We start from the raw sequence: 22,543 nt of genomic DNA, 5'->3' as shown, positions 1-22,543 counted from the left end.
GATGAAAGAGACGCTTGAGCAACCTCCAATCAGGAATAGTTAATGAAGTTTTCCACTGGATTAACGCAAATTGAGATCGCCATTGAACATCTTGTTGTCGCGGGCTGGACAGGGCGCGATCATGCGTCAGTTCAACACCACATTGATGAATTAAGCGAAATTGGCGTCGCCCCTCCGTCTATGACTCCTCTCTTTTATCGAGTGTCGAGTTCATTGTTGACCCAGGCTGACGTCGTTCAAGTTTTAGGAGTCGAAACCTCTGGCGAAGCGGAGCCATTTTTGGTTACTCACGGCGGTAAGTTTTGGTTGGGGTTGGCATCCGATCATACTGATCGAGAACTCGAGGCCACATCAGTCGCTGCGTCCAAGCAAGCCTGCGCAAAGGTCTGCGCAACTGCGGTTTGGGATTTCGACCATGTGCGTGATCATACCGATCAAATGCAGCTGCGATCCTGGATAAAAGAAAACGGGGAGTGGGTGTTGTATCAGGATGGCCATCTAGAACAAATTCTCCCACTCGCAACACTTGGTTCCCAAATTGAAAACGTCGATCAATCGGCCATGTTGTGCGGAACACTACCAGCTATTGGGGACGTCCGCCCAGCGGCTGAGTTTCGTGCCGAGTTAGTTGATCCCGTTTTGGAAAATAGAATTGAGCTTCAATATAGGTCTGAATGGCTCGAAAGTATCCGGTGAAATCTGCGCAACGCCACACGGATTGCATAAATTGTTTACCATTCCTCAATAAACTTGCTGCGGTCCATTATTAGGCTTGATCAACAGTCAAGCTTGAAGCGTACAACGCGTGGCTGATTGCAAGAAGCGGACAGTTACGCAGCCTACAGCGAAGTCACCCTACGTCCGCGCCCTTAGTGTTGGTCCAGCGTGCAGCGAAAGGGCGGTTCCGATTTGGTGACTTTTGTTGGGCCTGAACGGCTGCTTCGGTGATGTGGGCTGCGATGCGGCGAAACAAGTGCCGCACCTGCGAAACTATACTGCGTCAGCGAAGCTCAGAAAACGAATGACGGCAAAGTCCGCGTTGTGTCAGTTCGTGCGGGCCGCAGCGAACGGCTGCGCTGCCCCGATTGCCATCAAACGGGGATGTGCTTCACATTTCTGGAACGGGGAGTATATGTCATGTGAGCGATACGTGAACTGCAACTCTTGTCGGCGTCAGGGTAGGGGTCTCATTGTAACTCTTCCATCATTTTCTCGCGGAACACCTCGGCGGGCGTTTTCCATCCTAAGCATTTGCGGGGTGTGTTGTTGAGACGATCACAGATCTCTTTCATGTCCTGATCCGACATGGCACGGATGTCTCGCTTTCGTGGAAGCCAGCGTCTGAGCCTTCGATTTGTGTTTTCGACAGTGCCTTTCTGCCAGGGAGAGGAAGGGTCACAGAACCACGTCTGTGTACCAATTTCGGCCTGCAGATGTGGCCAGCTCATAAACTCGGTTCCGCGATCAAAGGTGATTGACCTGCGCGCCTGATGGGGCAGGTCACGGATCGCATTCATGATCTTTCCCATGACGGGCTTTGTGCGCTTGTTCGGGTTCTTGAGGATCACGGTGAACCGGCTGACGCGTTCGACCAACGAAGTGACATTGGCTTGGCCAAGCTTTTGTTTGAACAGCATCAAATCACCTTCCCAATGGCCAAACTGGCGGCGGTGCGCCACATCATCGGGGCGAAACAGGATGCTGACATCGCGGTGGAATTTTGGTTCTCTGCGCCGTCTGGTGCGCCGTGGCCGTCTGGCGACACGGTGCGTTGGCAGGTACCACCACAGATCATGACGCTGGCCTTGCTTGGAATAAATGTAGCGGTAAATCGTTTCCTGACAAACTCGTGGCTTGGCACCTTCAAAGATCATCCGGTTCCCGATCTGTTCGGGTGTCCAGCCGTTTTTGAGCAGATCGATCACACGCTTGCACAAAGTAGGGTGCCTGATCAGTTTGCGATCGCGCGCACGCCGATCCGCCGTCATCAGCTGAGCTGCGGCACCGTAATAACCGTCGTGCTTGGGCATGCTTTCATCCGAGAAATGATTGCGCTTCAGCTCGCGGAAAATCGTCGACCGGCAGCGCCTCAAGACACGCGCCATTTCGTCAACAGGGACTTTTGCATGCCTCCAGCGTTCTATTCTGCGACGTTCTGTGATACTCAACTGCTTATAAGTCGTTCCCATATCAATTCCTCTCGTCAGATAACATATTGTTTTCTAACAAGAGTCGCAGTTGGGGGTAGCGCGCGCCGGTGACAACTGACTTATCGCATAATCAGGGTTATGTTAAATAAGTCAGTAGTGCTGACCTTAGTTTAACATTTTCGATGCTCTGCATTCACAAAGATTATTCGTAGATGACATTCTCACACTTGCCATCTTTCCACATCGGAACGAGTGCGCCGGTGTTCCATTTGTAAAGCCACCCAACGACGTCCCGAGTCTCCTGATCAAGAATGAACTTGATCGGTTCGGCGGTTTTACGCGCCTCAGACTCACTTCGTGTCGTCTTCGAAACTTTTGGCATTACTTTTAGTTTTGTCGTGGTTGCTGTGTCAGCAGAATTTGTCACTTTAAGTTCCCCGCAGATTTTGGCTGAAAAGCGCCGAATAAGGTTCGCGCTTCAGTTGTGCTTACTATCTCCGCGGACGCACGATAAAGAATGCAAAACAACGAAAGAGAACGAAAAAAAGAGTTGCAACATTTTGAATATGAACGGGAAATATTTTGTTGCACCGCAGCGAAGTCGGGACAATTTTAAGCGACTTTTTGCTCGTCTTGCGGCGGAGGGTGCAGGCCGGCCATTGGACCTGCATGGCTTCCCAGATGGCCCTTGGACGCCTGAAACGCTAACCCAAGCCATTTGCGATCTTAGCGGCAACAACAAAGGTATCGACCTGCGCACTGTTCAACTTTGGTTCCAAGCAAACGACAATGGTATAGGTGCAGATAACATACGTTGGCTTGCACAGATTTTTGGGTGTCGCGATCCCGAAGCCACTAGTCTCTGGCAAGCTGAACTTACGGCAGCCAAAGAACGACTGAAAAGCCAAAGAAGAGCCGCGAAGAAAAAGCAGGCAACCGATCCGCCGGAAGAAAAGAGCGCAAAAACCATTGTTCTTCCAGAAAAAATACGAGGCTTCAGTCTTGCAAGGCGTTCCGAAGCATTTTTCTCTGGTTCACCACTAGACCTACCCTCCTGCATCTTTGCGGGCGCTGTAGCGCTTGGGCTATCGTCGTATTTCTTAGGTATCCATAGTGTTACCTATGGCGATACAGGTGCGTCTTTGAAGCAAGTCGGTTTCATCTGGGCACCAAATTGGACGATCTTATTTATGGTCTTCCTACCGCTGTTTTGTGCATTCGTTATTGAGTTGATCCATTTCTGGAAAAATGAAGGACGTTTGACGTTCTTGGCGGAGGGTGATCGAGAGAGAAGTGTGATTGATTGGTCTCGTAGGATTAAGGGTTCATCCTTAACGTACTGGTCTGTTTTTGTCATGTGCGTCGGCTTCGCGGGCCTTTTTCAATGGATAGGTGTTCGCTTTACCTCGTTGACCAGCGGAGGGGGCGATTACGCTATTGACTGGGGGACTTTGGCGCTCGTGCGTCCAGACGCCATATCGGTGCCGCAAGCTCTTGGATTCACAGGGTTGGCCTACCTGTACATGTGTCTCTGTTTCTATCTTTTCTTTGTCGGGCTCATATTGCTCTATACGCTGGCCTACGACCTCTGGGACATTGCCCGTCACTCAGAACATGCCTCAGAAAAGGACACTCATGATGTGAGCTTGCGAGTGATGCGTGGGATATTCCGCTGCACTCTTTTGGGGATCATGGTCGCAACATGCATGAAGTTACAAAGCTTCTATTTGACATCGAGCGGAACAAGTTTTCCACGTTGGCTGGTGGACGACATACTTTCAGCGTTGGGCGGATCAGAGGTAACAAACCCTGAGAATACACTAAGTCGGCCGACACACTACACTAGTCTGTTGGTTACATTGGCGTCCTGCATCCCATTTTTGTATGGATCCATAAGAATTGGTTTTGATAGCTCGTTTCATCGTGCCTGGGTGAAAATGACATCAATCATTTCTCTCTTAACAATTAGCTATCTAATGATCGGGGCTTTTACTGGCTTTTCGATCCTACTGTTTTTCGGAATTATGATCGCTGTGTATGGCCTCTTTGATCCCGATTTAGGTAAACGAACAGCGGGCGGACGGAAGGGTGATCAGATTGTATCATAAATGGTTGGATAATTGGGACGAACAGCGGGCGCAGCGTGGCGATGAAGTAAAGAAAACTGCCGAATTTGAACTTGACGCTAAGGTTGCGTTTCCGCGCGCAGGGGAAACGTCCAGCCTCGCCGATTTTTGTGAACTTGCAGGAGAAGCCGTAGACGATAGCACGTTCTTTGATGATCCTAGTTCAAGCATTTCCGGTTTTGAAATATTCAATGGGTGGATCAAATTTCCCTCAAGGATTTCTACAGAAATCGAGGAAAACAACCTAGTTTGGGCGAAAGTGACAGAAAGCGGATCATTCGATCATGCTCTAGTGGTTTTCCATCACTGGAATGCAAGCAAGCGTAACCGTCAGATCGCGAGCTTTTTCTCAAAACGGGGCATCACGGTTGTTGAGATTGCCATGCCCTACCATTTTGAGCGCAGTCGCCCAGGTTCAAATCATGCCGACTACATTCTTAGTTCAAACCTCGGTCGAACAATGCAGTCTATGCGGCAGGCAGTGCTTGATGGGCGTAGATTGATAGGCTGGTTAAAGTCTGAAGGATATGGCGATGTCTCGGTTCTAGGTATGAGCCTAGGATCATGGGTTGCGGGACTGGTAGCAGCGCACGAACCATCTGTAAAAAAGGCATCGTTGTTTTTGACTGCGGGTAGTCTCGCGGACATGGTTTGGACAGGTCGTGCTACGCAAAAGATACGCCAAAGCCTTGAACCAGAGATTGATCTTCCCACTCTCAGATCGGCTTGGGGTCCACTCAACTTGGAAAACTACGTTGATAGATTGGCACGGCCGGACTTAGACCTTCATGCCGTTTTGGCAAAGAGGGATACGGTTGTACTGCCAAACATATCGAAGCCGTTCATTGATAAGTTGCTAGAAGCTGGAGCCAAACCGAGCTTATCGGAGCTAAATTGTGGTCACTATTCTTTGGCACTACCACCCCACATCCTTGTGGCTGGATGGGGCTTGAAGCGGTTACTTAAGCGACCCCGCTTGTAACCTGGGTCCATTGTGGGAGAGTGTGGAATCCTACGCTAAGCGAAAGCCTACGTTCATTGACGTCCATTGCTGAACAGGGTGAAATGACACATTAGCCGCGAACTGACCCACGACAATCACTTGATTTAAGTCCCTTCTTTCGATTAAACAATATTATAACAGTATCACGACGTTATAATATCTTACTTCGAAAGGGGAACATCATGAAGAACATTCTCCGCACAAGCGCACTGGCACTGGCAACCGCCGTAGTCGGCATCGCAGCGGCATCGGAACGCGCGCAAGCCCAGACCTATCAGATTGATTGCGCAATTTTGTTATGCTTATCGGGAGGCTGGCCCGCATCTGTCCCATGCGCTCGCGCCCGCGCTGAGTTCATCCGCAGGATCACACCTTGGCCTGTTGAACCCCCGTTGCAAATCTGGCGCTGTCCGATGGGCGCGGCCTACACTGTTGATCCTGAAACCCTGACTGCCGACCGCATCTACGACATTCTCCTAGAGTTGGACGATGTGGCACCACAGCAGTCGTACCCAAGCGCACCACTCACGGATTTCGCGCTTGAGCCACAGCCCGCCGTTGTTCGACGCAGCGGCGGGACTGCGGCCCCTCTCCCAGAAGGCTACGCGTTGCAACTTGTTCAAGATGGGGGCGGCGCTGACATCGACATCAGTGGGCAAGAGTTCAATTTTGTGAGGTCCATCCGGGTCTACAACGTCACTTATGCAAGCCAGCGCGAAAGCGGGCGCGACGACGATTGCAACAGATCATTCTCCATGCGCGTCGGGACCTATGGGACACAGGGCGATTTTCGCTGGACCGGATCAAGCGACTATCGCTCACTTCCTGCAGCGCACACGGGGCTTGAGAACTATCCAAGCAACTGCCCGTCAATTTTCCATCGCTCTGTTTTCGTGGAATGGCGGGATTATGAAGGCAACTACGGCTTCGAGCAGGTCAACTACTAGGCGTAGTATGACGCCGAACGAACAATACTATAATTGCGACAGGCATCCAGACGTTGTATGCCTGTCTTCACAAATAATAAGAATCAACAGGCAGAGGAGCAGTTCCCGCCGTACAACGAGAAACCCCCGCAGAGGGGTTAACCTGTACGGGGGGTTTAGAACCAAGGGATTGGCGTCCCAAGCGGCTACAAGAATTTTCAAGTCCGGTTCTAACACCCCACCCACATGGCAAGCAAGAAAAAAACGCATTTGTGCGCTCGCTACATCTGCATCTTGGTCTGACCCTTCCAAACGCCACAAGAGTTAGACCAAGGCGCATCATACAGTAGGTACTATAGCCGAACGGCCAATACCCTGTATTCTGAGAGCGTCGGAAAAAAGAGAATCGAAAGGAGAGAACAGCCCTAGAAAGTAGAAACCCCCGCAAGGCGGAAACCTAACGGGGGGGTTCTGAAACCAAAGAACGCCAATTCTTTAGCAGATCAAAAAAGCTGTTGATCTCGGTTTTATCACCCCCTTCCAAAGCTGGCAACTAAAAACGCATTTGTGCGAACCATAAAGAATTGCCTGCTTCCGCCCGGCTTAAACCGAGCAAGGACAGAGACATGCACAGCATTGCAGCTCGTATTGAGCAATACGATCACCACACCGAAGGGTTTCCCACCCTACCAGACGGCATGGAGCGTGACGGCTTCATCCGTTTGTTTGAGAACGTCGCACCGACGATGTTCAATCTAACTGACGCGGAAATTTCCACTTTCGTCCGCATGGCCGAAGATCCCCGGCCAAGCGACTGGAAGTCGCCGGACCGCGAACCCTGTTGCTACCGTAGGCAGGGCGAGATTGCCGCGAGACGCAGCAAATCCCGTTACAGTATCGCCCGACATGAAAAGCGGCTTGCCGACGTGGGCCTGATCGACAAACGCACAATGGCGCATGGCGGCAGGTCAGGGTTTGATGGGTGCGGTGTGTTCTTCTCGTGCGCAATCGCCCTGGTCCCCGCCATGCTGGCGCACCAGCACCAACAGGACGCGCTAAACAAAGAGCGCAACCTCCTGTGCAACACACGCAGCATCCACAAGGGCCACCTAAAGGCCGCGATCAATGACCTGGCCGACCTTGGGGCCGACACGTCGCAGATCGAAGCTGAATACGAAGCGTGGCCGGATGCACGGCAACTGAGGCGGATCGACATGGACGATCTTCGTCAGCACGTCGCAGAGGCCGACTTACTCACACAGCAAACCATCATTTTGCTTGATGAAACACAAAATATGCAACACGGGTGCAGCACAAGTGCAACCCCCTATATACAAGATACAACCCAAGACTTAAATCCTGTCTGTAACGCAAGCGTGAATAAAAGGAGCGCGGGCAAGCCCACGCACTCTGGATTTGTTGGTTCAGAGCCTAACGGCCCTGAACATTGCAGAGAAAAAAATAATGAAAAGTCGTGCGAGACAAGCAAGGGCGAAATTCGATTAAAGCTATCAGGACCGATCCTTTATGGCCTCGCATCACCGGACATGCAGCTCTACATCGACGCGAGGACCTGCGGACGACAACCCACCGAGCATGACGTTTCTGCTGCAGCCGTGCAGATGCTTCCCGAATTGGGCATAAATCAAACGGCGTGGCGTGACGCTTGCGAAGTGATGGGTCACAATGACGCCCTTCTCGCCTTGATCATCACGGATGCAAACAGGTTTACACCGGAAATCCGTGTTCAAAACCCCGGCGGATACCTTCGGGGTATGACCAGTGCAGCCCGCAACGGAACTCTGAATCTTGTAGGTAGCTTGAAAGCATTGGCCGAGCGCAAAGATGAGCAGAACAGATGATTGTTTTGCTATCCAGCGTCAGATTTGAGCGCTTCCCCGTGCTTGTGGATCGTCATTTGTTCGGATGGAAAAGGTGCAATCAACGAAAAGGCATCTTCGGGCGAACCGTGAAGCCAAACTTCGAGATTTTCAGGCGACAGGATCACGGGCATTCGGTCTGGATGCACGTCGCGCACCAGTTCATTGGGCTTTGTCGTAATGATCGAGGATGTCACCAGCGACCGTTCTTCTTGTCCGTATTGGCCTTTGAAAAACCGCCAAACCCCGGCAAATACAAACGGCGGTCGCGCGTCTTCACCTTTCAGCCCAAACCAGTAATACGTCGCCGGTTTTTTTCCCTTGGCCTCACAAAAACTGGTCGCAGGAACGAGACAACGCCGCGTTTCAAAGCTGGTTTTCCAAAATCTCGAAGTCAGCAGCTTGTCGTCACGCGCATTGTTCACGGCCTTGGGCTGGATTGGTTCTCCCGTCACTTTGGATTTTTGCGGCAGCACGAAACCCCAGTGAGACATTTCCAAGCGTCGCTCACCACCAGCGTCAAGAGTGATAATTGGAGCGGCCCCTTTTGGAAAAATTGCTGGCAGAGGTTGCGCATTTCCGAGCTGATCATTCTCGGGTTTTACGTCAAATAGCCTTCGCATCGTTTCTTGCGGGATGGTGTTGGAGTAAAGATTGCACATTGTTTGGGCCCCGTTCTTCACCCTTATAGTGAAATTTTTGGGGCGTCGCACGCAAGCGTGCGACCAGCTCTAGGTTTCAGCCGGCATAGGACGGCTTACACCCAGAACAGCTCCACCCTGCGCCTGGTGCTGCGATAGTCATTCAACGTCTCTTACAGAGCCGCGCCATTTCCTTCGCTGCATCCCCGCCCAGGGCAGGCCCGATCTGCCCAGAGGGTAACGATCTTCGCCCAAGCCCACTTCAGTTCTTCCAGCATTCTATTCTCCCAAAGTTGTCGAGCGTGATGGGCTGCAACTATACATTCCCGTTTCCGCACCATCAGCATTATAGGCTATCATCGTGCCATCGAGCACGGTTGCACCCTCGACAGGCACCAGCGTCCGCAACTCGACAGCAGCGTCCACGCCCTGAAACCTGCGCAGCGCAGCGTCTTCGCAGGCTTGCATGTCGTCAAATTCCGCTGTGATCACCTCTGACCCCGACTGAAAATTGAACAGCACCAATATCAAAACGAATTTCATTTGCGTCCTCTCAAAGAAAAAGGACCGAAACCTTGCGGTCCCGGCCCTTTCGGTAAATCCAACCGGAGTTTTTTTCACCTTCCACGCACCGTCGCATCCCTGCTAGGTCCGCAGCTCTCTGCAATATTACAATATTGTTTATAATACAACAATATTATGTACCCATCCCGCACACCGATAGGGTGTTGTCCGCCAATCTACCCTTAAAATCGTTTCATTCATCTTCCCCAAAAAATCCTCGGGGGAGCGGCCTGCAGGGCGCAGGGGCAGACAGCCCCTTCTATCTCAGTTTTGAGGGAAGGCGTTGGGACACATGCGCAGCATTGCCGCTATAGCTATGGAATAATCGGTACGAGGTGGTTAAACGCCTTGGATGTCTATTCCTCTGATCCATAAGCCGCTTTTTGTCGAAGGTGAGACCCATTCGTTAGGGCATCTTGATGCAAAGGGATATGATATGGTCGGCAAAAGCAAAGATGGTTGTGACCTTCGCGTTGTACTCCGGTTCTCTACGCATGTTTTTTCAGATCGAGCAACACACGGGCAACGCCGTGACTTGCAAGATCATAGTGGAACTTGGCGCACGTTCTGTCCAGATCGCTACGCGGTGTCGCTTTTGCTGCCCCAAGTTATGAAGAACTTTGTTGTAGCAGATGGTCACGCTGGCATTTCGCAGGACTTCAACAAAGGGTCAAATCTCATCCTGATTGAACCCGTAGAAGGCGAATCGTGGGCCGTGTTTTTTTGCTTTGAACCCAGCCCGCCCGGAGTGTTGCTGACAGTTCTGAGTGTCTATGCGAAGACCGGTAATATGTATGCTAGTAAAAAATTCAATCGGGCCAGTTACTATGCCCGGAAGTGCCTGTTTTCAAACGAAAGAGTGCCTTAAACTCAAAAGGCTCAACCTTTGATGGTTGAGCCTTCCGAGAATTACATTCGTGCCTTACCGTTGGTATACACGGCCATCAAGGGCGCACATGACGCCGGAAGCAACGCAGCCGGACGCCTAAAGAGGGTATAGGCTTTTGTGGCCACAAAGTCAAGAAAACGGTCTAGACCGTTTTGAAGCGCGGCGCACGGTCCGTTGACGAAAGTTAGACCCCCTTTTGTTAACGGGTCCATCCTTCGTTAAGTTTTTCCATGACCTTCTCAAACCACCCATCGTACCAATACCACTGACCGGCAACCTCGACGCCATATCCCTTCCCAGGGCTACGAGCGTCGAGCTGTTTCACCAGCTGCGTATGATCAAAAATTGCAAACTGTGCAAAGCCAGCGGCCTTTGCCTTGGCAACTATCGCCGTCGGGCGGTATTTTGGTCGTTCTGTGTCTTTCAGAAGCACTCTCTCAACATCTTCTGCTTCCGGTGTTCCAGCTTTGACAAACTCTACAGCCAAGTCAGATTTTGACGCCTTGCCCGCCACCTTTGGTACAAAGGCCACGCGATAGCGAAACTTGGGATCGGATTGTTCCGCATCAGTCAGACCATTGTGAAAGTCATCCATTGCCGTCGCTACATTTGGTGGCAAATCCTGACCAACCAAACTGGCCCGCTGGCCTCCATCGAAGGTGACGAATTGAAGTGCTATAGGTAGCCGCTTTTCCAATGCGAACTCCTTGCCAAATAGGGTCTTGATCGCATCGTTGAAGTTGATGCAACACGCTTGCAGCTTGGCGCTGAGAGCGGCGTCAATCCGGTCAGTGGATTGATGTTCGATTTCATGCCGGATTTCTGTAAGGAAGTTGAGGTTATCAACAACGCCCTTCTCAATCGGACACCCACCATGAGAAAGGCATTGTCCTAGTTCCCAATACTTGTCAGCACCGTGCTTCGTTTTCTGGACGATCCCAGCCTTCTTGTACCGATAGTCCACGCCTTCCCGCTTGTAGTAGGCATGCATCAGATACGTCCAAGCAATGACACTTGTGACGATGAAAAGTTCTGCGCGGAAAAACAAACCGGCGCTGTTGAATGTATGAACAGCCGCTATCATCGCTTCCCGAGCTTTGACCAGTAACTCGTCACCTTTGAGATGAAGCCCCGTTGCTGGGTCTATGTCCGGCCATGCATTCAGAAAAGCGTCCAGTTCGACGTCGCTTGCCGGTTTGATAGCCGCATGCATCTTCCCATCTTTGATTTGGGATATCCGAGCTTGGTTCACAGAGCGTGTTGGTCTTGAAAAATAAGCGTGAACGTCTTGCGGTACGTAGTTCTTCTGCAGCATCGCCTTCACAATTGCCACTTCCCACTTTTCAAGCGTTTTTCCGGTTCTACGTGCCAACCCCTATGATCTTTCTGTTATTTTCGGCGACGGCTTCAACGACTGTCGATCAGGTTTCGAGAATTAGGTCAGTTTTTGACGGAAAGGTCAAAGTCATCTGACGTTTCACACCCTGAGTCTTTGTTGGTCGCTTAGGGTTCGGGCAAGCCGAACGCCGCTGCACGACGTCTCGGGGACCGCCGGTCCCCCAATGCAACCCCGAAATACTGCGCCCAAAGGGGTGTCCCCACCAACGGTCCCTAAGGGCTGCGTTGCCGGGTGATCCCCCTCCCCTTTGGGCTGGATTTCAGCATTGCATCGGTTCCCCCCCTGCTCTCGGCGAGGGCCAAGGTTTCAGGAGAGGCACCGCTTCGCGGTCCTTCCAGAACCCTTGTCCGATTTTGGGAAACACCAGAACGGACCACACCACAAAGGAACACGATATGAACAATGCGCTTTCAATTCCCGAAGAAGATTTTGAGGCGGCGGAAAAGGCCAAGCTGATCGCGGAACACAATGACCGTTTTCGCAATACATGGGGGGCGGATTTTACGATCCCCGGCCAGATCGTCATGACGCGAGCAGTGGCAGCATTAAGCCCTGCTTGGATGGTACGACTGATGCAGGCAATCCAGCAGTTTTCTGACTTTACCGAAGATAACGACCCTTATGGGGATCACTGTTTTGGTGCGGTGGAAATCACCGTAGGCGGCGAGACCAAGACCATTTGGTTCAAGATCGACCTCTACGATTGGAAGCTTGAATATGGAGCCGAAGACCCAACCGACTTGGAGCAAACCAAGCGGGTCATGACGATCCTTTTTCCCTCTGACTACTGAAAATCGAGAGCGCCCGACGAAGGGCGTTCCCCCCAAACCCATCACCATATCTAGGATAGAAAAATGACTGACCAAACAACAATCCCGCAGATCACCGAAACCGTAGCGTTTGCTGATCTTTATGTTTCTCCTTTGAACCCGCGCACAGTGGTTTCCGAAGGTGAAATCGAATCGCTGGCCGAGAACATCAAAATCGCTGGCCTGATCCATAACCTTGCAGGGTTCCGCCATGACGGTACCGATGGCGTTGGTGTTGTTGCTGGCGGGCGGCGTTACCGCGCCCTTGCTTTGTTGCAGGACGATCCGCGCTTTCAGAACGTGCAGGTTCAGATTGCAGCCGATGAAGATACCGCAAAACTCTGGGCGACCAGTGAGAACGCACAACGCCAAGACCTTCACCCTGCCGATGAAATCCGCGACTACGGCGCATTGGAGAAGACAGGTTTGACCGCAGGACAGATCGCCGTGGCATATGGCGCGACCGAAAAGAAGGTCTATCGCCGCTTGGCAATGGCAGGACTGCACACGGATGTTTTGGATGCGTTGAAGGCCAGCGAAATCAGCATGTCCCAAGCCAAGGCGTTCACGATTAGCAATGACGAAAAGCTGACCCTTGAAGTGTTGGAGCGTGTGAAAGCGAACGGCACGAAGGGTTGGGGCGCAATGTCCGATTATCAGATCAAGGAAGGCTTGAAGCCTGATCACGTAAAAGGCAGTGACCGTCGCGCTGTTTTTGTTGGCGTTGAGGACTACAAAGCCGCAGGTGGCCGTGTCGGCGGCGATCTGTTTGAAGATGAAACGATCTTTGACGATCCCGCGATTTTGCAGGGGTGCTTTGAGGCGAAGCTTGCCAGCACCGCCGCGCAGATCGCGGCAGACAACGGATGGACTTGGGGCGAGGGTATCACGGACGATTATGTCTATAGCGATACGATCAATCGTACGAAGATGGCGCGGGTCTACAAGGTCGAAGGTGTGTTGACCGAGGAAGAAAGTGACCGCTACGACGAGTTGGGCGAACTGGTAAACGGTGACGCTTGCGATGAAGCTGGAACGGCTGAATTTCTGGAATTGCAGGCAAAGGCCGATGGGGGCTTCACAGCAGAGCAGCATGCCCATGCAGGCGTTGTGATCTACGTTGACCACAGCGGAGATGTAGAGGTGATTGAAGGGCTTGTGCGGCAAGAAGATCAAGAGGCAGCTATCGCAGCGGGCGTCTTGAAGAAATCGGCGCATAAAGAGACACCGAAGAAGTCACCCATTTCTGCGAAGTTGCAGGAAGACCTTGACCGGATCGTCATTGGCGCACGTCAGAACGCGCTACTGGACGACCCGACCCTTGCCCTTGATCTACTGGCTTTCCAGTTGACCCAATCGAAGGGTTGGCAGCGCATTCATGCCTATGACGTGTCTCTGCCCTATCTGGCGAACGTGCCAGAATGTGAGACAGGTTACACGCAGGACAAGCGGCTGACGTTGCCCGAACCGGTTGAGAGCAAGGGCAGCAAGGCCGAGGACTTCACCGCATTCCGCAAGCGCGGCCATAAGAAGTGCATGGATATGCTTGTGCGGGCCCTGATCGGGCAGCTTTCAATTTCACATGCCGATCTTGGCGAGTTGATTGACGAGAAAACGAAGAAGGTCACGCGGGAACACTTCACGCCGACCGCAGAGAACTTCTTTAGCCGTGTTGGTGGCCCTTACATGATCGACTTGTGGAACGAATTGTTGGACCTAACGGACAGCCACGACGCGGCCAAGACGTTTGCGGGGCTGAAAAAGGGCGAAAAGGCCGCGAAGCTGGAAAGGCTGTTTGGCGACGAAGCAACACGCAAGGCCCTTGGCGTCACAGAGACCCAAGAAGCCCGCATCGCAGCATGGTTGCCCGAAGGCATGGTTTGAAGCACGGAGCGGGGCGCACAAGCGCCCTGCCCCCCTTGATAAACCAAGACACTCGTTAACTCACGGCTCCCTTGTGTAGTGGCAATATGGCAATGAAGTGACGATATTGTAATATTGTTTTGTTGCGTTTACACATACGATGATCCCCACCGTTTGGGAAATGGACATAGCAATGCAATCGAAAAGAGAGTTCATAAAGACAGCCGTGATGGCATCCATGCTGCTTGCGGCACCGGCTATTTGTATTGCTCAAGATACCCCTTGGGCAGAAATTGGCTATGATCGTATCTTGGTTGCGAACACCAATGGGGACAGGCTGGCCGTGCGTTTCCGCACCGGCCAGCGATATGACAACAGTAACCTTCAACAGCTGAATTGGCTGTGGCGCGACTGGCGTGCAGGCGGTGCGCACCGCCAGATTGACCCACTGTTGTTTGGCGATCTGGCGTTGATCCAAACGCGTATGTCGCTCGATTTTGCAGAACCCAAACTGATACTGGTCAATTCAGGGTTCCGCACTGCCAGCCGCAACGCAACCATCGAAGGCGCAGCCCGCAATTCGCAACACGTCCAAGGCCGAGCATGTGACTTCAACATGGTTGGCGTCAGCCCTGCCCTCGTTGTTGGCTACGCCGAGTCCTACGGGGTTCATGGACTAGGCCGCTACGCCGATTTTACCCACATTGATGTTGGTCCAGAGGGGCGGCGTTGGAGTGGATAGACAGTTTCCTTGTGGTGAGGATGCACTTGGCCCCGTTTGCAGTTACTATTTTGCAGCGGGGCCGTTTTTCGGTATATCCTTTTAGTATTGCCAGAATATCCTATGTGGGATATACTCATGCCAAAGAAAGGATATACCTATCATGCCCCTCTACATCAAAGACGACAGCGTGGACGACTTGGCTATCAAGTATCAGAAATTGTCTGGCGCAGATTCTAAGACCGCAGCCGTGCGCAAAGCCCTGCTTGAAGGTTTGGCTTCCATCCAGCGCAAGGTTCCCTTGATGGAGAAGATTGCCGCCGTGCAAGCCAAAGCTGACGAAATCGGTCCCGTTGATCCTGACTTCGACCAGAAGGCCTTTGCTGACGATATTTGGAGCGACCAGTAATGTTTGTTGATGCGTCCGTAGTCGTTGCGATCATCAATCGTGAAGCTGGCTTTGAGGAAATCGTAAAGCGCATGGAGGCCCACAACGGCAAATTTGATGTATCGCCGTTGGTCAAGTTTGAGGCCGTTGCTGCCGTGGCCCGTTCCCGAAGTGGAAAGGTGCGTCCGACACCAGAACAGTTTGAAGCGGCTGGCACTGTTGTCGAAACCTTTTTCCATAGCATCAATGCAAACGAAATCACGATCACAGGCACTATCGGCGACAAAGCCTTGGCGGTCGCAGCCTGCTACGGCAAGTTTGTCGGCCATGAAGCTGATCTGAATTTTGGCGATTGCTTTGCCTACGCCTGCGCAAAAGCGTTCAACAGTCCGTTGCTCTACAAGGGCGATGATTTTGCAAAAACGGATATGGCGTAATGACAAAGAGTGCATTTTTTCTACGTGATCCAGAGTCGGAAATGACCTACAAAATGCCACTATCCAGCTCTATGGCGATCTATAGGGGCGAGGTCGGTTATGCCGAACTGTCAGGCAAGATCATGCAGGCGGTGACTGCCCTCATTTACGATAACGGGGATATTGCGTGGCAGAACGGATCACTTTGGCGCTTTGATAGCGACGGGTTGGTTGACCAAGAGTACGTCCGCGCCACAGCAGATGCAGTCATTGAGAAAGCATTTGACGCTGATCCATACGATCCAGCGAAAGACGCCGAGTGGAAAATGCGATTGCGACGAGCAGACGTTAATCGTGACATGATGATACAGCCTGAAAACAGCGAGTTACGGGCGCGGCTTGAAGACTATCTCAGCAACGGCACCAAACACCCCCACATCAAGACCGCACGCGGGCTTACGAAGGTATTTTTGGAGGACCAAACATGAGTGTTGAATATGACCGCTTCATGAAGGCTGCACTGGTTCAGCTGGCGTCCCCTGAGATCGAGACCAGTGATAGATAACCCCACCACGATCTATGGGCGCTTCCTGTTATGGGTCTACATCCAAGGCCACGGAGGCCGCACCTTGCCAAGATGGTTCAGGCGCATGTTTGCACGATCCCAGATTCATCAAGCGTGGCTCTCTGGCCGCGACGGAAATTTCTGGCAGCATGGCATTCGGTTTGGCCCAGCCAACCCTTATGGCGAATACCGGGCGGCAGTTGATGCAGATCTGGATGAAATTATGCGGTGGGATGAAGTTGATGAAAGGTAAAGCTGTCGCAGCAACCATCATTGTCACCGCCGTCGCCAGTGTTTTGGGATATACCTGCGCAACCGCATATCTGACCTTCCGCGACTACGGTTTCACTGCCGCTGTCGATTGGACATGGTTGGCCCGCAGCTATTTCCCGGTGCGCACCGCCCGACCGGATGATTTCTGGCTTGCAACCATGATCATCGGTGGCTTTGCCTGCGTCGGTCTGATTTTCGCAGCTGTAACTGTGCGTCGTTCCCGATACGAAGGGTGACTGTTTGCCCGACATCCCGAGGGCGATGCCCCGTGGACACGGGCCTGCGTTGTTCACGCAGAAGTCGCGCCCCCGGCGCTCCATCCCCACCCACTTGTTGCACCAAGCACGAACAATGCAGATCGGGTCTGGCTGTTAACCTGGCCGCGCCTTGCGCGGGACAGGGCCAGACTACACCACCCCACACGGTCTTTGCATTATCCCACACCCGTAAAGGACGTCGCCGCGCCAAAGAGGGCGCAGCTCGCACGCGGCCTTGCAGGCCGTCCTTGACGTGGCGTGTCCAAATGCCTGCGACCGCATGGGGCAGTGATTTCATTGCTTTTTGACGGTTTTTCACCTATATCACAGAGGAACTCACCATGAGCGAGAATATGACCGAAACACAGTTTGGCACATTGATGAAGCGTCTTGATCACATCGAGAGCAACATGGTCAGGAAGTCCGACGTTTTTCAGTCGGTCCTGACGGTGCAAGGTTTCACCTTCGCTATCGTCGTAGGCGTCATCGTTGTTCTAAACTCACTGGTCGGCTTTGGCTGACACGAGAGCGGCCCTTCCGGGCCGCTTTTCTGCGTTTCCCGCTTGCATCCTACCCACACCATCCCAAGCGCCTGCCGCCCTCATAAGGCCGTGCAAGCCCTTCGCGGACCAGAATATCTGCGATATCTTCGCCCCCGATAAAGAGCCGCGCCAATCCCCGATCGAAGCGGTCACGCCCCGGCAATCGGATCACCTCTACGACACGTCCGGACGCCATCAACCCGCGCAATCGCGCAGTTGCGGCCTGTCCTAGGGCCAGCTCGAAGTCGCAGCCCGGTTCATACGTCTCTGGGGTGTCCAGTCCGACGAGACGCCAGCTATCGCCATCCATGCGGATTGTGTCTCCATCAACGACATAGACCGTCGCAGGATTGATCGTTTCAGCGTCCACCTGCCCTGCAATGAGCGCCAACGCCATTCCAGCCTGCAATGCCCAACAGGAGAGCAGTGGCCGGTTGCCCCACATCGAGGTGTAGAGCCACGTTGCTGTTTCTCTGAGGTGCGTTCCGCTTCTGTTGTCTGTGTCAGCTATGATCATACCATCTTGCCAAACAAGGTTATCCCTCTGCCAAACCATGCCACAAACATGGCTCAATCGGGAGGGGGTTTTCATCCATTTCCGTCCGTGTCGAAGATCCCCATCACGTTCCGCGTTTGCCAGTACCGTTGCTGTCTTTGCTGTATTCTGTGTTGATCACGCTTGCACAGTCACCAACATCCTCGGTCTTACCCGGCCTTTCCAAAAACTGAACGCGACGGTTCTCAAGTGTCCCCTTTGGACGTGTTTCTCAAACGGAACTTCACTTAGTTTTCTCTTAGCGACCGGCTCCGGCTACGCCTTTGCCTTCAAACAAAAAAACGGTTTCCATCCGAATTAGAATAATTTACAATATTATAATATCGTTCGGACCCTCCGCTTTTTGGTTTGATCGCATCGAATACACGCTTGACCGTTTTTATCGAAACACTCTCACCAAGGAGACACCACAATGAGAACCTTTGCAGAATTTCAGATCATGGGTCGCGTAGGTAAGACCAAAGATGTTGGCAACACCCTTCGGGTCACAGTTGCCGCCGAATACGGTCGCAAAGACAACAACGGCGACTTTCAGCCAAACGCCTACTGGAACGAAGTGACGATCTTCAACGAGAACGTCATCAAGTGGGTGAAAGAAAACACCCAACCCGGTGATTTGGTCCACGTTCGCGGAACGCTCCGCCAAACAAGCTGGGAAAACAGCTCCGGTGGCACCGAATACGGCATGACCCTTGCGGCTGACGACTTCGATAACATGAGCCAGGATGAACGCCGCCGCGCAGCGAAAAAGCAAGAGGGCTAACGCCCTCGGTGGGCCTTCCGGCCCACCACCGCCCCCACGGGCTTGTCAGTCGGCTGGACGTTTTCGGTCGCAGATAACGGGAATAAGGATTGGACGTTTCCGGTCGGCCCTCTCACCAAAGGATCCTTCCCGGCGACAAAAACCCAAAGGGTTTTTCCAGCCGGATAGCCGGGAAGGTCATCTCAGAAGGACAAGCCGATGGAATACAAAGACACGCCTGATCCACGTCACAACCTGCCATCGAGGCGGCTCACCGAGACCCGCAAGATCACAACGCAAGACGGTCATAATATACACCTGTCGGTCGGATATGATCCAAAGGAAAATGGGAGGCCCCGCGAAGTCTTCTACTCCGCGGGCTTCAAATCAGGGTCGCAGCTTGAATTTCAGGTTCAAGACGCCTGCGTGATGTTCTCGCTTCTTTTGCAACACGGCCTGCGGCCAGAAGACGTTGCAAAATCGCTGTCACGATCCGAGCAGCCAGATGGTGCTATGACCTATGCCAGCATTGTCGGCTTGATCGTGGCTGAATTAATCCAAACTGAGACCGTTGCCCCTAACGACTGACCATTGTATAATCTGTCTACCCTCGGTGGTCTTAACCGCCGTGTCTGGTTTCAAATCCAAAGCGCCGCTTAAATTCAAGGACCAACCATGCCTGAAATCTCAATTCCCGACTATCCGTTCAAACTGCCAAACGAAGCGTCCACGCTTATTTCGCGGTTTGGATTTTCCCAAAAAGAAGCGTCTGTTTTCTACGGTGTCCGCCTCGATACCATCAAAAAATGGATCAGCGGGAAGATGGCGATGCCCGACGATCTTGTCATTGAAAGCTACAACAAGCTGGCCCGATTGCAGGACTTCGCGGCACTTGTCGCTGCGGCTTACAATGATCTGGCCGTTGAAGATGACGGTGAACACATGGCCCATCAATACATCAGCCTGCCTACTGTTACGCAGATGCGGCGCGGCTTCATGCCGGTCTCAAAGGGCTTCTACGAAAGCCTTTTCGCCGACATAGCCGCTCACGCTTATAGTTCAGGTCCGGATGACTTCTGCTACGTTGTCCCCGAAGCGCCAGACGAAGAGATTGGCAAAACCAATTTCTGGATTCATCTTTGGGTACAGCACGATATGCAGATGGAGCTTTGCATCGAGCGCGAGGGCAGCGTTGCACGGTTTGATGTTGATTTTTACACCTTCCTAAAGAGTGAATTGACCAGCTGGAAAAATGTTCAATCCACGTTTTCCGGCGGAAGCGATTTGCACCCTCACCCCGACGAAGTTTGTCTCGATATTCCTTATTCCCCAGATTGGTATGGCGAAGCCCATGACCTCACAGATGAAGAAGTTGCCTTAGCTGGGACTTCAGTTCGGATCGCCATTTCCATCACTGGCAGCGACACTTTTGATGATATTGCAGGCGATGAACAACGATTTATCCAGTTGGTCGAAGATGATGAAATTCGCCCAATGATGGAGGCGCATGAAGGCCCAGAAGACGCTGATCTGTGCGCAACAAATGAAAATTTGGCGTTGATCCTGCGAGAAGTCTTCGGGTCACGCAAAGCGTTGCTGGCAAAAGCTGCACATCAGTAGAGGTTAGGCCCATGCCCCGCCCTGCCTGGCGGGCCACCGCGCCCTAGTTTCAGCCGACAGGCGGCTTCCACCAGAACACCACGTCCCGATGCGTGCTGATGCAATAGGATGGGGCCCGTCTCTTACAGAGCCAGGCGCCACCTTTCCATCATGCCCGCCCTAGGCCGCGCCGATCTGCCCTTCGGGTGACGGTCGTTCGCTTCGCCTTGTGCATCGGATCTCGCCCGATTGTCGAATGCCGCGCGAAAGCGACCCGATCTACGGAGTTTCCGCGGCCTGTCAGAAGACCATGCCAAGCAATCCCGACCTACGCGCCGCGCATTACCGACCCACACAGGACCTTCGCTATAGAACGCGCGAGGGTCTGCTGTGCGGACAGAGCCGACCTTGGTCCTTTCGAAGTTAACGGCCGCTTGAATGCGGATGCTATCCGCAGCGAAAAACAGTAACGATGGCAAGAAAAATTTGCGGCATCGCGGCAAGAAACTCAAGAAGTCGTCGAAGCGGACATCGGCAGAGCAGTTGTCCATTTGAAGCTCGTGAACTGTATGTTCTTTTGTCAGCGCAATTATCGCATGAACGCCGCACTCAAAATAACAGATGAAATTTTTGCTCTTTTGCCTACTTCGGCTTAGTCATCCAGCCAATCTGAATACTCAATGGCGTCGTCATAGAAAGAAGCTTGCGCTAGGATAGCTGCATCGACGATGCGGCTTTGTAGTTTTCCTTTTGCTGGCTTGAAATATGGATTTTTGTCTACGTTAGACCACCAGACCTCATCTATATAGCCGTCCATCGGAGCTGGCTTCCAATTTTGAACACGTGCCTCGATATCTTCGCCCCGCGCTCTTGTCATTGATGCCATCAGTCCTTCATGAAGATTGAAGTGCTCAGAGCTTAAATTTTTGCTGAATGGAGAGTGGAAGTCGGAGATCGTATCATTCCCATAAGATATCCCAGACGAATTCAACGCGTGCTTTTCGTCAGGTCTGATCAGACCGGAATCTTGCCTGTGGCCCAGTTGCCACCAAAAACAACCCTCATCTTGCAGAGACAAGCCCAGCTTTCCGCTCATCATTGCGATGCCAAGAAGTTGTTGCGCCTCATGGGCACCGTATCCTGCTGCTTTCCTCAAAAGATCAAGATCACCCGCCGGAAAATCAAAGCCGCTTTCCAACAGGTTCTTTGAGCGCAAGGAAACATATTGGATGCAGGCCTTGGCGTCATTGGTGAGCGCGGCCGACCTCAGCCAATAATGAAGGTGCCCTCTGTCTGTCGGTCCACACTTTTTGATAAAGTCGCGGTCCTTCATCCAAAAGCTTTCAGAACCTTGAAAACCCTCCCAAGCATAACTGCGCATCGCAATGGGGTCGCCTGCATATGCTCTGGACTTCAAGTTTTCGAAACCTTTAGTAAATTCACTCCCATTGTCACTTCTGAATGCGGCACGGTAGAGCTGGTTCTCAAGATACCGCCCACAGTTTGCATCTCCGCGCTCCGCATGGGACTTCAGGTTGCTCCAATAGTCCGGAAGGGCAATCTTATAGGGAAAAGCAAACATTTCCGGGTCATCTTCAGGCATGGGCGCATGTGAATCTCGCGCGTCTCCAACATTTTTTTCGTGCTCGTTGCAAAGAAATTTGTGAAGAAGTGCAAGGTTGAGACAAGAGTCAGCCCGCGTCACCGCCGCCTTTTCGAACGCAGCGAGGGCTTCCTGATACTTGCGTTGTTTCAGTTTGATAAGTCCGAGATTGTGAGAAGCACGGGCAAAGCCCGCTTCATCGCAATATCGATAGAGCGCAGTGGCACGCCGAATGTCGTGACAACCGAAAAGCCCATAGTAAAGGCAGTCGGCCATCATGCAGAGTTCCTGAATGAACAGCATCGTCTCAGGGTTGTCTTGGCCACGAAAGCGAGAAAGCAGCTCCCTTACATAATCCTCCTTGATGCTCGGATGAAGCGCACGCAGATAGTGTGTCTTGGCGGCGATTGCCGTGTCGCATGGATAGTCAAGTTGGACTACTCCATAGTCTTCGCGGTAGTAATAAGCCCCTAAGATCAATTGCAATCCCCTGAATAGTTTAGCTCTTGACGACAAGTCCATCAAATATAGGCAGTTGTTTCACTAATCTGACCCAATATCATGAACGTCACCAGTCAGAACGCGCATTTTTACCAACACGGCCGAGGGTCTGCGAAGATCTGACACAAAA

At 52.3% G+C, this 22,543-nt stretch carries 23 protein-coding genes; 17 read left to right on the top strand and 6 right to left on the bottom strand.

The annotated features are described in order from the left end of the window. Positions 1-42: 42 nt before the first annotated feature. Positions 43-696 carry a DUF2848 domain-containing protein gene (locus SJY36_RS00300; protein ID WP_386172244.1) on the top strand — a complete coding sequence of 218 codons (654 nt, stop codon included), beginning with the start codon at positions 43-45 and terminating at the stop codon, positions 694-696. A 491-nt stretch (positions 697-1,187) separates the two neighbouring features. Here SJY36_RS00300 and SJY36_RS00295 read toward each other — a convergent pair whose 3' ends face one another. Further along, entirely contained in the window at positions 1,188-2,189 is a 1,002-nt protein-coding gene (locus SJY36_RS00295) for an IS30 family transposase (RefSeq protein ID WP_386172241.1), read from the bottom strand. 272 nt (positions 2,190-2,461) lie between these two features. Between SJY36_RS00295 and SJY36_RS00290 the strand changes: the two genes are divergently transcribed. The 4 genes from SJY36_RS00290 (at position 2,462) to repC (ending at position 8,067) form a co-directional block, all read left to right on the top strand. After that, positions 2,462-4,258 carry an RcgA family putative transporter gene (locus SJY36_RS00290; RefSeq protein ID WP_386172238.1) on the top strand — a complete coding sequence of 599 codons (1,797 nt, stop codon included), beginning with the start codon at positions 2,462-2,464 and terminating at the stop codon, positions 4,256-4,258. Further along, positions 4,248-5,258, top strand: coding sequence for an RcgR family putative quorum lactone hydrolase (locus tag SJY36_RS00285; protein ID WP_386172235.1), 1,011 nt, complete (start codon positions 4,248-4,250; stop codon positions 5,256-5,258). The genes SJY36_RS00290 and SJY36_RS00285 overlap by 11 nt, the downstream gene beginning before the upstream one ends. 203 nt (positions 5,259-5,461) lie before the next feature. Beyond that, positions 5,462-6,226: a hypothetical protein gene (locus tag SJY36_RS00280; protein ID WP_386172232.1), complete on the top strand. Its 765-nt coding sequence runs from the start codon at positions 5,462-5,464 to the stop codon at positions 6,224-6,226. A gap of 605 nt (positions 6,227-6,831) precedes the next feature. Continuing rightward, a complete protein-coding gene (gene repC, locus SJY36_RS00275) occupies positions 6,832-8,067 on the top strand; it encodes a replication initiation protein RepC (RefSeq protein ID WP_386172229.1) in 1,236 nt (411 codons plus the stop codon). A gap of 8 nt (positions 8,068-8,075) precedes the next feature. On the opposite strand, the gene SJY36_RS00270 is transcribed toward repC, so the two are convergent. Together SJY36_RS00270 and SJY36_RS00265 are read right to left on the bottom strand one after the other, a co-directional pair. Then, positions 8,076-8,747: an SOS response-associated peptidase gene (locus SJY36_RS00270; protein WP_386172226.1), complete on the bottom strand. Its 672-nt coding sequence runs from the start codon at positions 8,745-8,747 to the stop codon at positions 8,076-8,078. Positions 8,748-9,005: 258 nt separating this feature from the next. Further along, on the bottom strand, positions 9,006-9,269 hold the full coding sequence (locus SJY36_RS00265; RefSeq protein WP_386172223.1) for a hypothetical protein: 264 nt from the start codon (positions 9,267-9,269) through the stop codon (positions 9,006-9,008). 373 nt (positions 9,270-9,642) lie between these two features. Between SJY36_RS00265 and SJY36_RS00260 the strand changes: the two genes are divergently transcribed. Beyond that, entirely contained in the window at positions 9,643-10,158 is a 516-nt protein-coding gene (locus SJY36_RS00260; RefSeq protein WP_386172221.1) for a hypothetical protein, read from the top strand. A 220-nt stretch (positions 10,159-10,378) separates the two neighbouring features. Here SJY36_RS00260 and SJY36_RS00255 read toward each other — a convergent pair whose 3' ends face one another. Next, positions 10,379-11,551, bottom strand: a complete 1,173-nt coding sequence (locus SJY36_RS00255; RefSeq protein WP_386172218.1) for a DUF3644 domain-containing protein — start codon at positions 11,549-11,551, stop codon at positions 10,379-10,381. Positions 11,552-11,973: 422 nt separating this feature from the next. On the opposite strand from SJY36_RS00255, the gene SJY36_RS00250 reads away from it, so the two are divergent. The 8 genes from SJY36_RS00250 to SJY36_RS00215 all read left to right on the top strand — a co-directional run bounded on the left by SJY36_RS00250 (position 11,974) and on the right by SJY36_RS00215 (position 17,391). After that, positions 11,974-12,369: a DUF3768 domain-containing protein gene (locus SJY36_RS00250; RefSeq protein ID WP_386172216.1), complete on the top strand. Its 396-nt coding sequence runs from the start codon at positions 11,974-11,976 to the stop codon at positions 12,367-12,369. 63 nt (positions 12,370-12,432) lie between these two features. Next, a complete protein-coding gene (locus SJY36_RS00245; protein WP_386172213.1) occupies positions 12,433-14,271 on the top strand; it encodes a ParB/RepB/Spo0J family partition protein in 1,839 nt (612 codons plus the stop codon). Between the two features lie 139 nt (positions 14,272-14,410). Then, positions 14,411-14,992, top strand: coding sequence for a DUF882 domain-containing protein (locus SJY36_RS00240; RefSeq protein WP_299720623.1), 582 nt, complete (start codon positions 14,411-14,413; stop codon positions 14,990-14,992). Between the two features lie 142 nt (positions 14,993-15,134). Then, complete coding sequence (locus tag SJY36_RS00235; protein ID WP_092841449.1) at positions 15,135-15,380, top strand: type II toxin-antitoxin system VapB family antitoxin; 246 nt, start codon at positions 15,135-15,137, stop codon at positions 15,378-15,380. Next, the gene (locus SJY36_RS00230; RefSeq protein ID WP_092841447.1) at positions 15,380-15,796 is read left to right on the top strand and encodes a type II toxin-antitoxin system VapC family toxin; all 417 of its coding nucleotides are present in this window, start codon (positions 15,380-15,382) and stop codon (positions 15,794-15,796) included. The genes SJY36_RS00235 and SJY36_RS00230 overlap by 1 nt, the downstream gene beginning before the upstream one ends. Next, on the top strand, positions 15,796-16,263 hold the full coding sequence (locus SJY36_RS00225; RefSeq protein ID WP_263955040.1) for a hypothetical protein: 468 nt from the start codon (positions 15,796-15,798) through the stop codon (positions 16,261-16,263). The genes SJY36_RS00230 and SJY36_RS00225 overlap by 1 nt, the downstream gene beginning before the upstream one ends. Positions 16,264-16,489: 226 nt before the next feature. After that, on the top strand, positions 16,490-16,849 hold the full coding sequence (locus tag SJY36_RS00220) for a hypothetical protein (RefSeq protein ID WP_386172208.1): 360 nt from the start codon (positions 16,490-16,492) through the stop codon (positions 16,847-16,849). 362 nt (positions 16,850-17,211) lie between these two features. Beyond that, complete coding sequence (locus tag SJY36_RS00215; RefSeq protein ID WP_386172206.1) at positions 17,212-17,391, top strand: hypothetical protein; 180 nt, start codon at positions 17,212-17,214, stop codon at positions 17,389-17,391. Positions 17,392-17,440: 49 nt separating this feature from the next. Here the strand turns inward: SJY36_RS00215 and SJY36_RS00210 are convergent, their stop codons facing one another. Further along, a complete protein-coding gene (locus SJY36_RS00210; RefSeq protein ID WP_299720636.1) occupies positions 17,441-17,809 on the bottom strand; it encodes a thermonuclease family protein in 369 nt (122 codons plus the stop codon). 571 nt (positions 17,810-18,380) lie between these two features. Here SJY36_RS00210 and SJY36_RS00205 point away from each other — a divergent pair. The 3 genes from SJY36_RS00205 to SJY36_RS00195 all read left to right on the top strand — a co-directional run bounded on the left by SJY36_RS00205 (position 18,381) and on the right by SJY36_RS00195 (position 20,330). Beyond that, entirely contained in the window at positions 18,381-18,731 is a 351-nt protein-coding gene (locus SJY36_RS00205) for a single-stranded DNA-binding protein (protein ID WP_092841437.1), read from the top strand. A gap of 198 nt (positions 18,732-18,929) precedes the next feature. Continuing rightward, a complete protein-coding gene (locus SJY36_RS00200; RefSeq protein WP_092841435.1) occupies positions 18,930-19,298 on the top strand; it encodes a hypothetical protein in 369 nt (122 codons plus the stop codon). Positions 19,299-19,385: 87 nt separating this feature from the next. Beyond that, on the top strand, positions 19,386-20,330 hold the full coding sequence (locus SJY36_RS00195) for a hypothetical protein (protein WP_299720641.1): 945 nt from the start codon (positions 19,386-19,388) through the stop codon (positions 20,328-20,330). Between the two features lie 631 nt (positions 20,331-20,961). On the opposite strand, the gene SJY36_RS00190 is transcribed toward SJY36_RS00195, so the two are convergent. Then, positions 20,962-22,398 carry a tetratricopeptide repeat protein gene (locus SJY36_RS00190; protein WP_386172202.1) on the bottom strand — a complete coding sequence of 479 codons (1,437 nt, stop codon included), beginning with the start codon at positions 22,396-22,398 and terminating at the stop codon, positions 20,962-20,964. Between the last annotated feature and the right edge of the window lie 145 nt (positions 22,399-22,543).

The organism is Sulfitobacter sp. R86518 (assembly GCF_042466275.1).
GTDB lineage: Bacteria > Pseudomonadota > Alphaproteobacteria > Rhodobacterales > Rhodobacteraceae > Sulfitobacter > Sulfitobacter pontiacus.
The sequence above is the reverse complement of the archived record's forward strand: the minus strand, read 5'-3'. Positions and strand labels throughout refer to the sequence as shown.

Coding starts and splice junctions, on each gene's coding strand:
- SJY36_RS00300 (WP_386172244.1), top strand. CDS start 43: ATGAAGTTTTCCACTGGATTAACGCAAATTGAGATCGCCATTGAACAT.
- SJY36_RS00295 (WP_386172241.1), bottom strand. CDS start 2,189: ATGGGAACGACTTATAAGCAGTTGAGTATCACAGAACGTCGCAGAATA.
- SJY36_RS00290 (WP_386172238.1), top strand. CDS start 2,462: ATGAACTTGATCGGTTCGGCGGTTTTACGCGCCTCAGACTCACTTCGT.
- SJY36_RS00280 (WP_386172232.1), top strand. CDS start 5,462: ATGAAGAACATTCTCCGCACAAGCGCACTGGCACTGGCAACCGCCGTA.
- repC (WP_386172229.1), top strand. CDS start 6,832: ATGCACAGCATTGCAGCTCGTATTGAGCAATACGATCACCACACCGAA.
- SJY36_RS00270 (WP_386172226.1), bottom strand. CDS start 8,747: ATGTGCAATCTTTACTCCAACACCATCCCGCAAGAAACGATGCGAAGG.
- SJY36_RS00265 (WP_386172223.1), bottom strand. CDS start 9,269: ATGAAATTCGTTTTGATATTGGTGCTGTTCAATTTTCAGTCGGGGTCA.
- SJY36_RS00260 (WP_386172221.1), top strand. CDS start 9,643: ATGTCTATTCCTCTGATCCATAAGCCGCTTTTTGTCGAAGGTGAGACC.
- SJY36_RS00250 (WP_386172216.1), top strand. CDS start 11,974: ATGAACAATGCGCTTTCAATTCCCGAAGAAGATTTTGAGGCGGCGGAA.
- SJY36_RS00245 (WP_386172213.1), top strand. CDS start 12,433: ATGACTGACCAAACAACAATCCCGCAGATCACCGAAACCGTAGCGTTT.
- SJY36_RS00240 (WP_299720623.1), top strand. CDS start 14,411: ATGATCCCCACCGTTTGGGAAATGGACATAGCAATGCAATCGAAAAGA.
- SJY36_RS00235 (WP_092841449.1), top strand. CDS start 15,135: ATGCCCCTCTACATCAAAGACGACAGCGTGGACGACTTGGCTATCAAG.
- SJY36_RS00230 (WP_092841447.1), top strand. CDS start 15,380: ATGTTTGTTGATGCGTCCGTAGTCGTTGCGATCATCAATCGTGAAGCT.
- SJY36_RS00225 (WP_263955040.1), top strand. CDS start 15,796: ATGACAAAGAGTGCATTTTTTCTACGTGATCCAGAGTCGGAAATGACC.
- SJY36_RS00220 (WP_386172208.1), top strand. CDS start 16,490: ATGGCATTCGGTTTGGCCCAGCCAACCCTTATGGCGAATACCGGGCGG.
- SJY36_RS00215 (WP_386172206.1), top strand. CDS start 17,212: ATGAGCGAGAATATGACCGAAACACAGTTTGGCACATTGATGAAGCGT.
- SJY36_RS00210 (WP_299720636.1), bottom strand. CDS start 17,809: ATGGCGTTGGCGCTCATTGCAGGGCAGGTGGACGCTGAAACGATCAAT.
- SJY36_RS00205 (WP_092841437.1), top strand. CDS start 18,381: ATGAGAACCTTTGCAGAATTTCAGATCATGGGTCGCGTAGGTAAGACC.
- SJY36_RS00200 (WP_092841435.1), top strand. CDS start 18,930: ATGGAATACAAAGACACGCCTGATCCACGTCACAACCTGCCATCGAGG.
- SJY36_RS00195 (WP_299720641.1), top strand. CDS start 19,386: ATGCCTGAAATCTCAATTCCCGACTATCCGTTCAAACTGCCAAACGAA.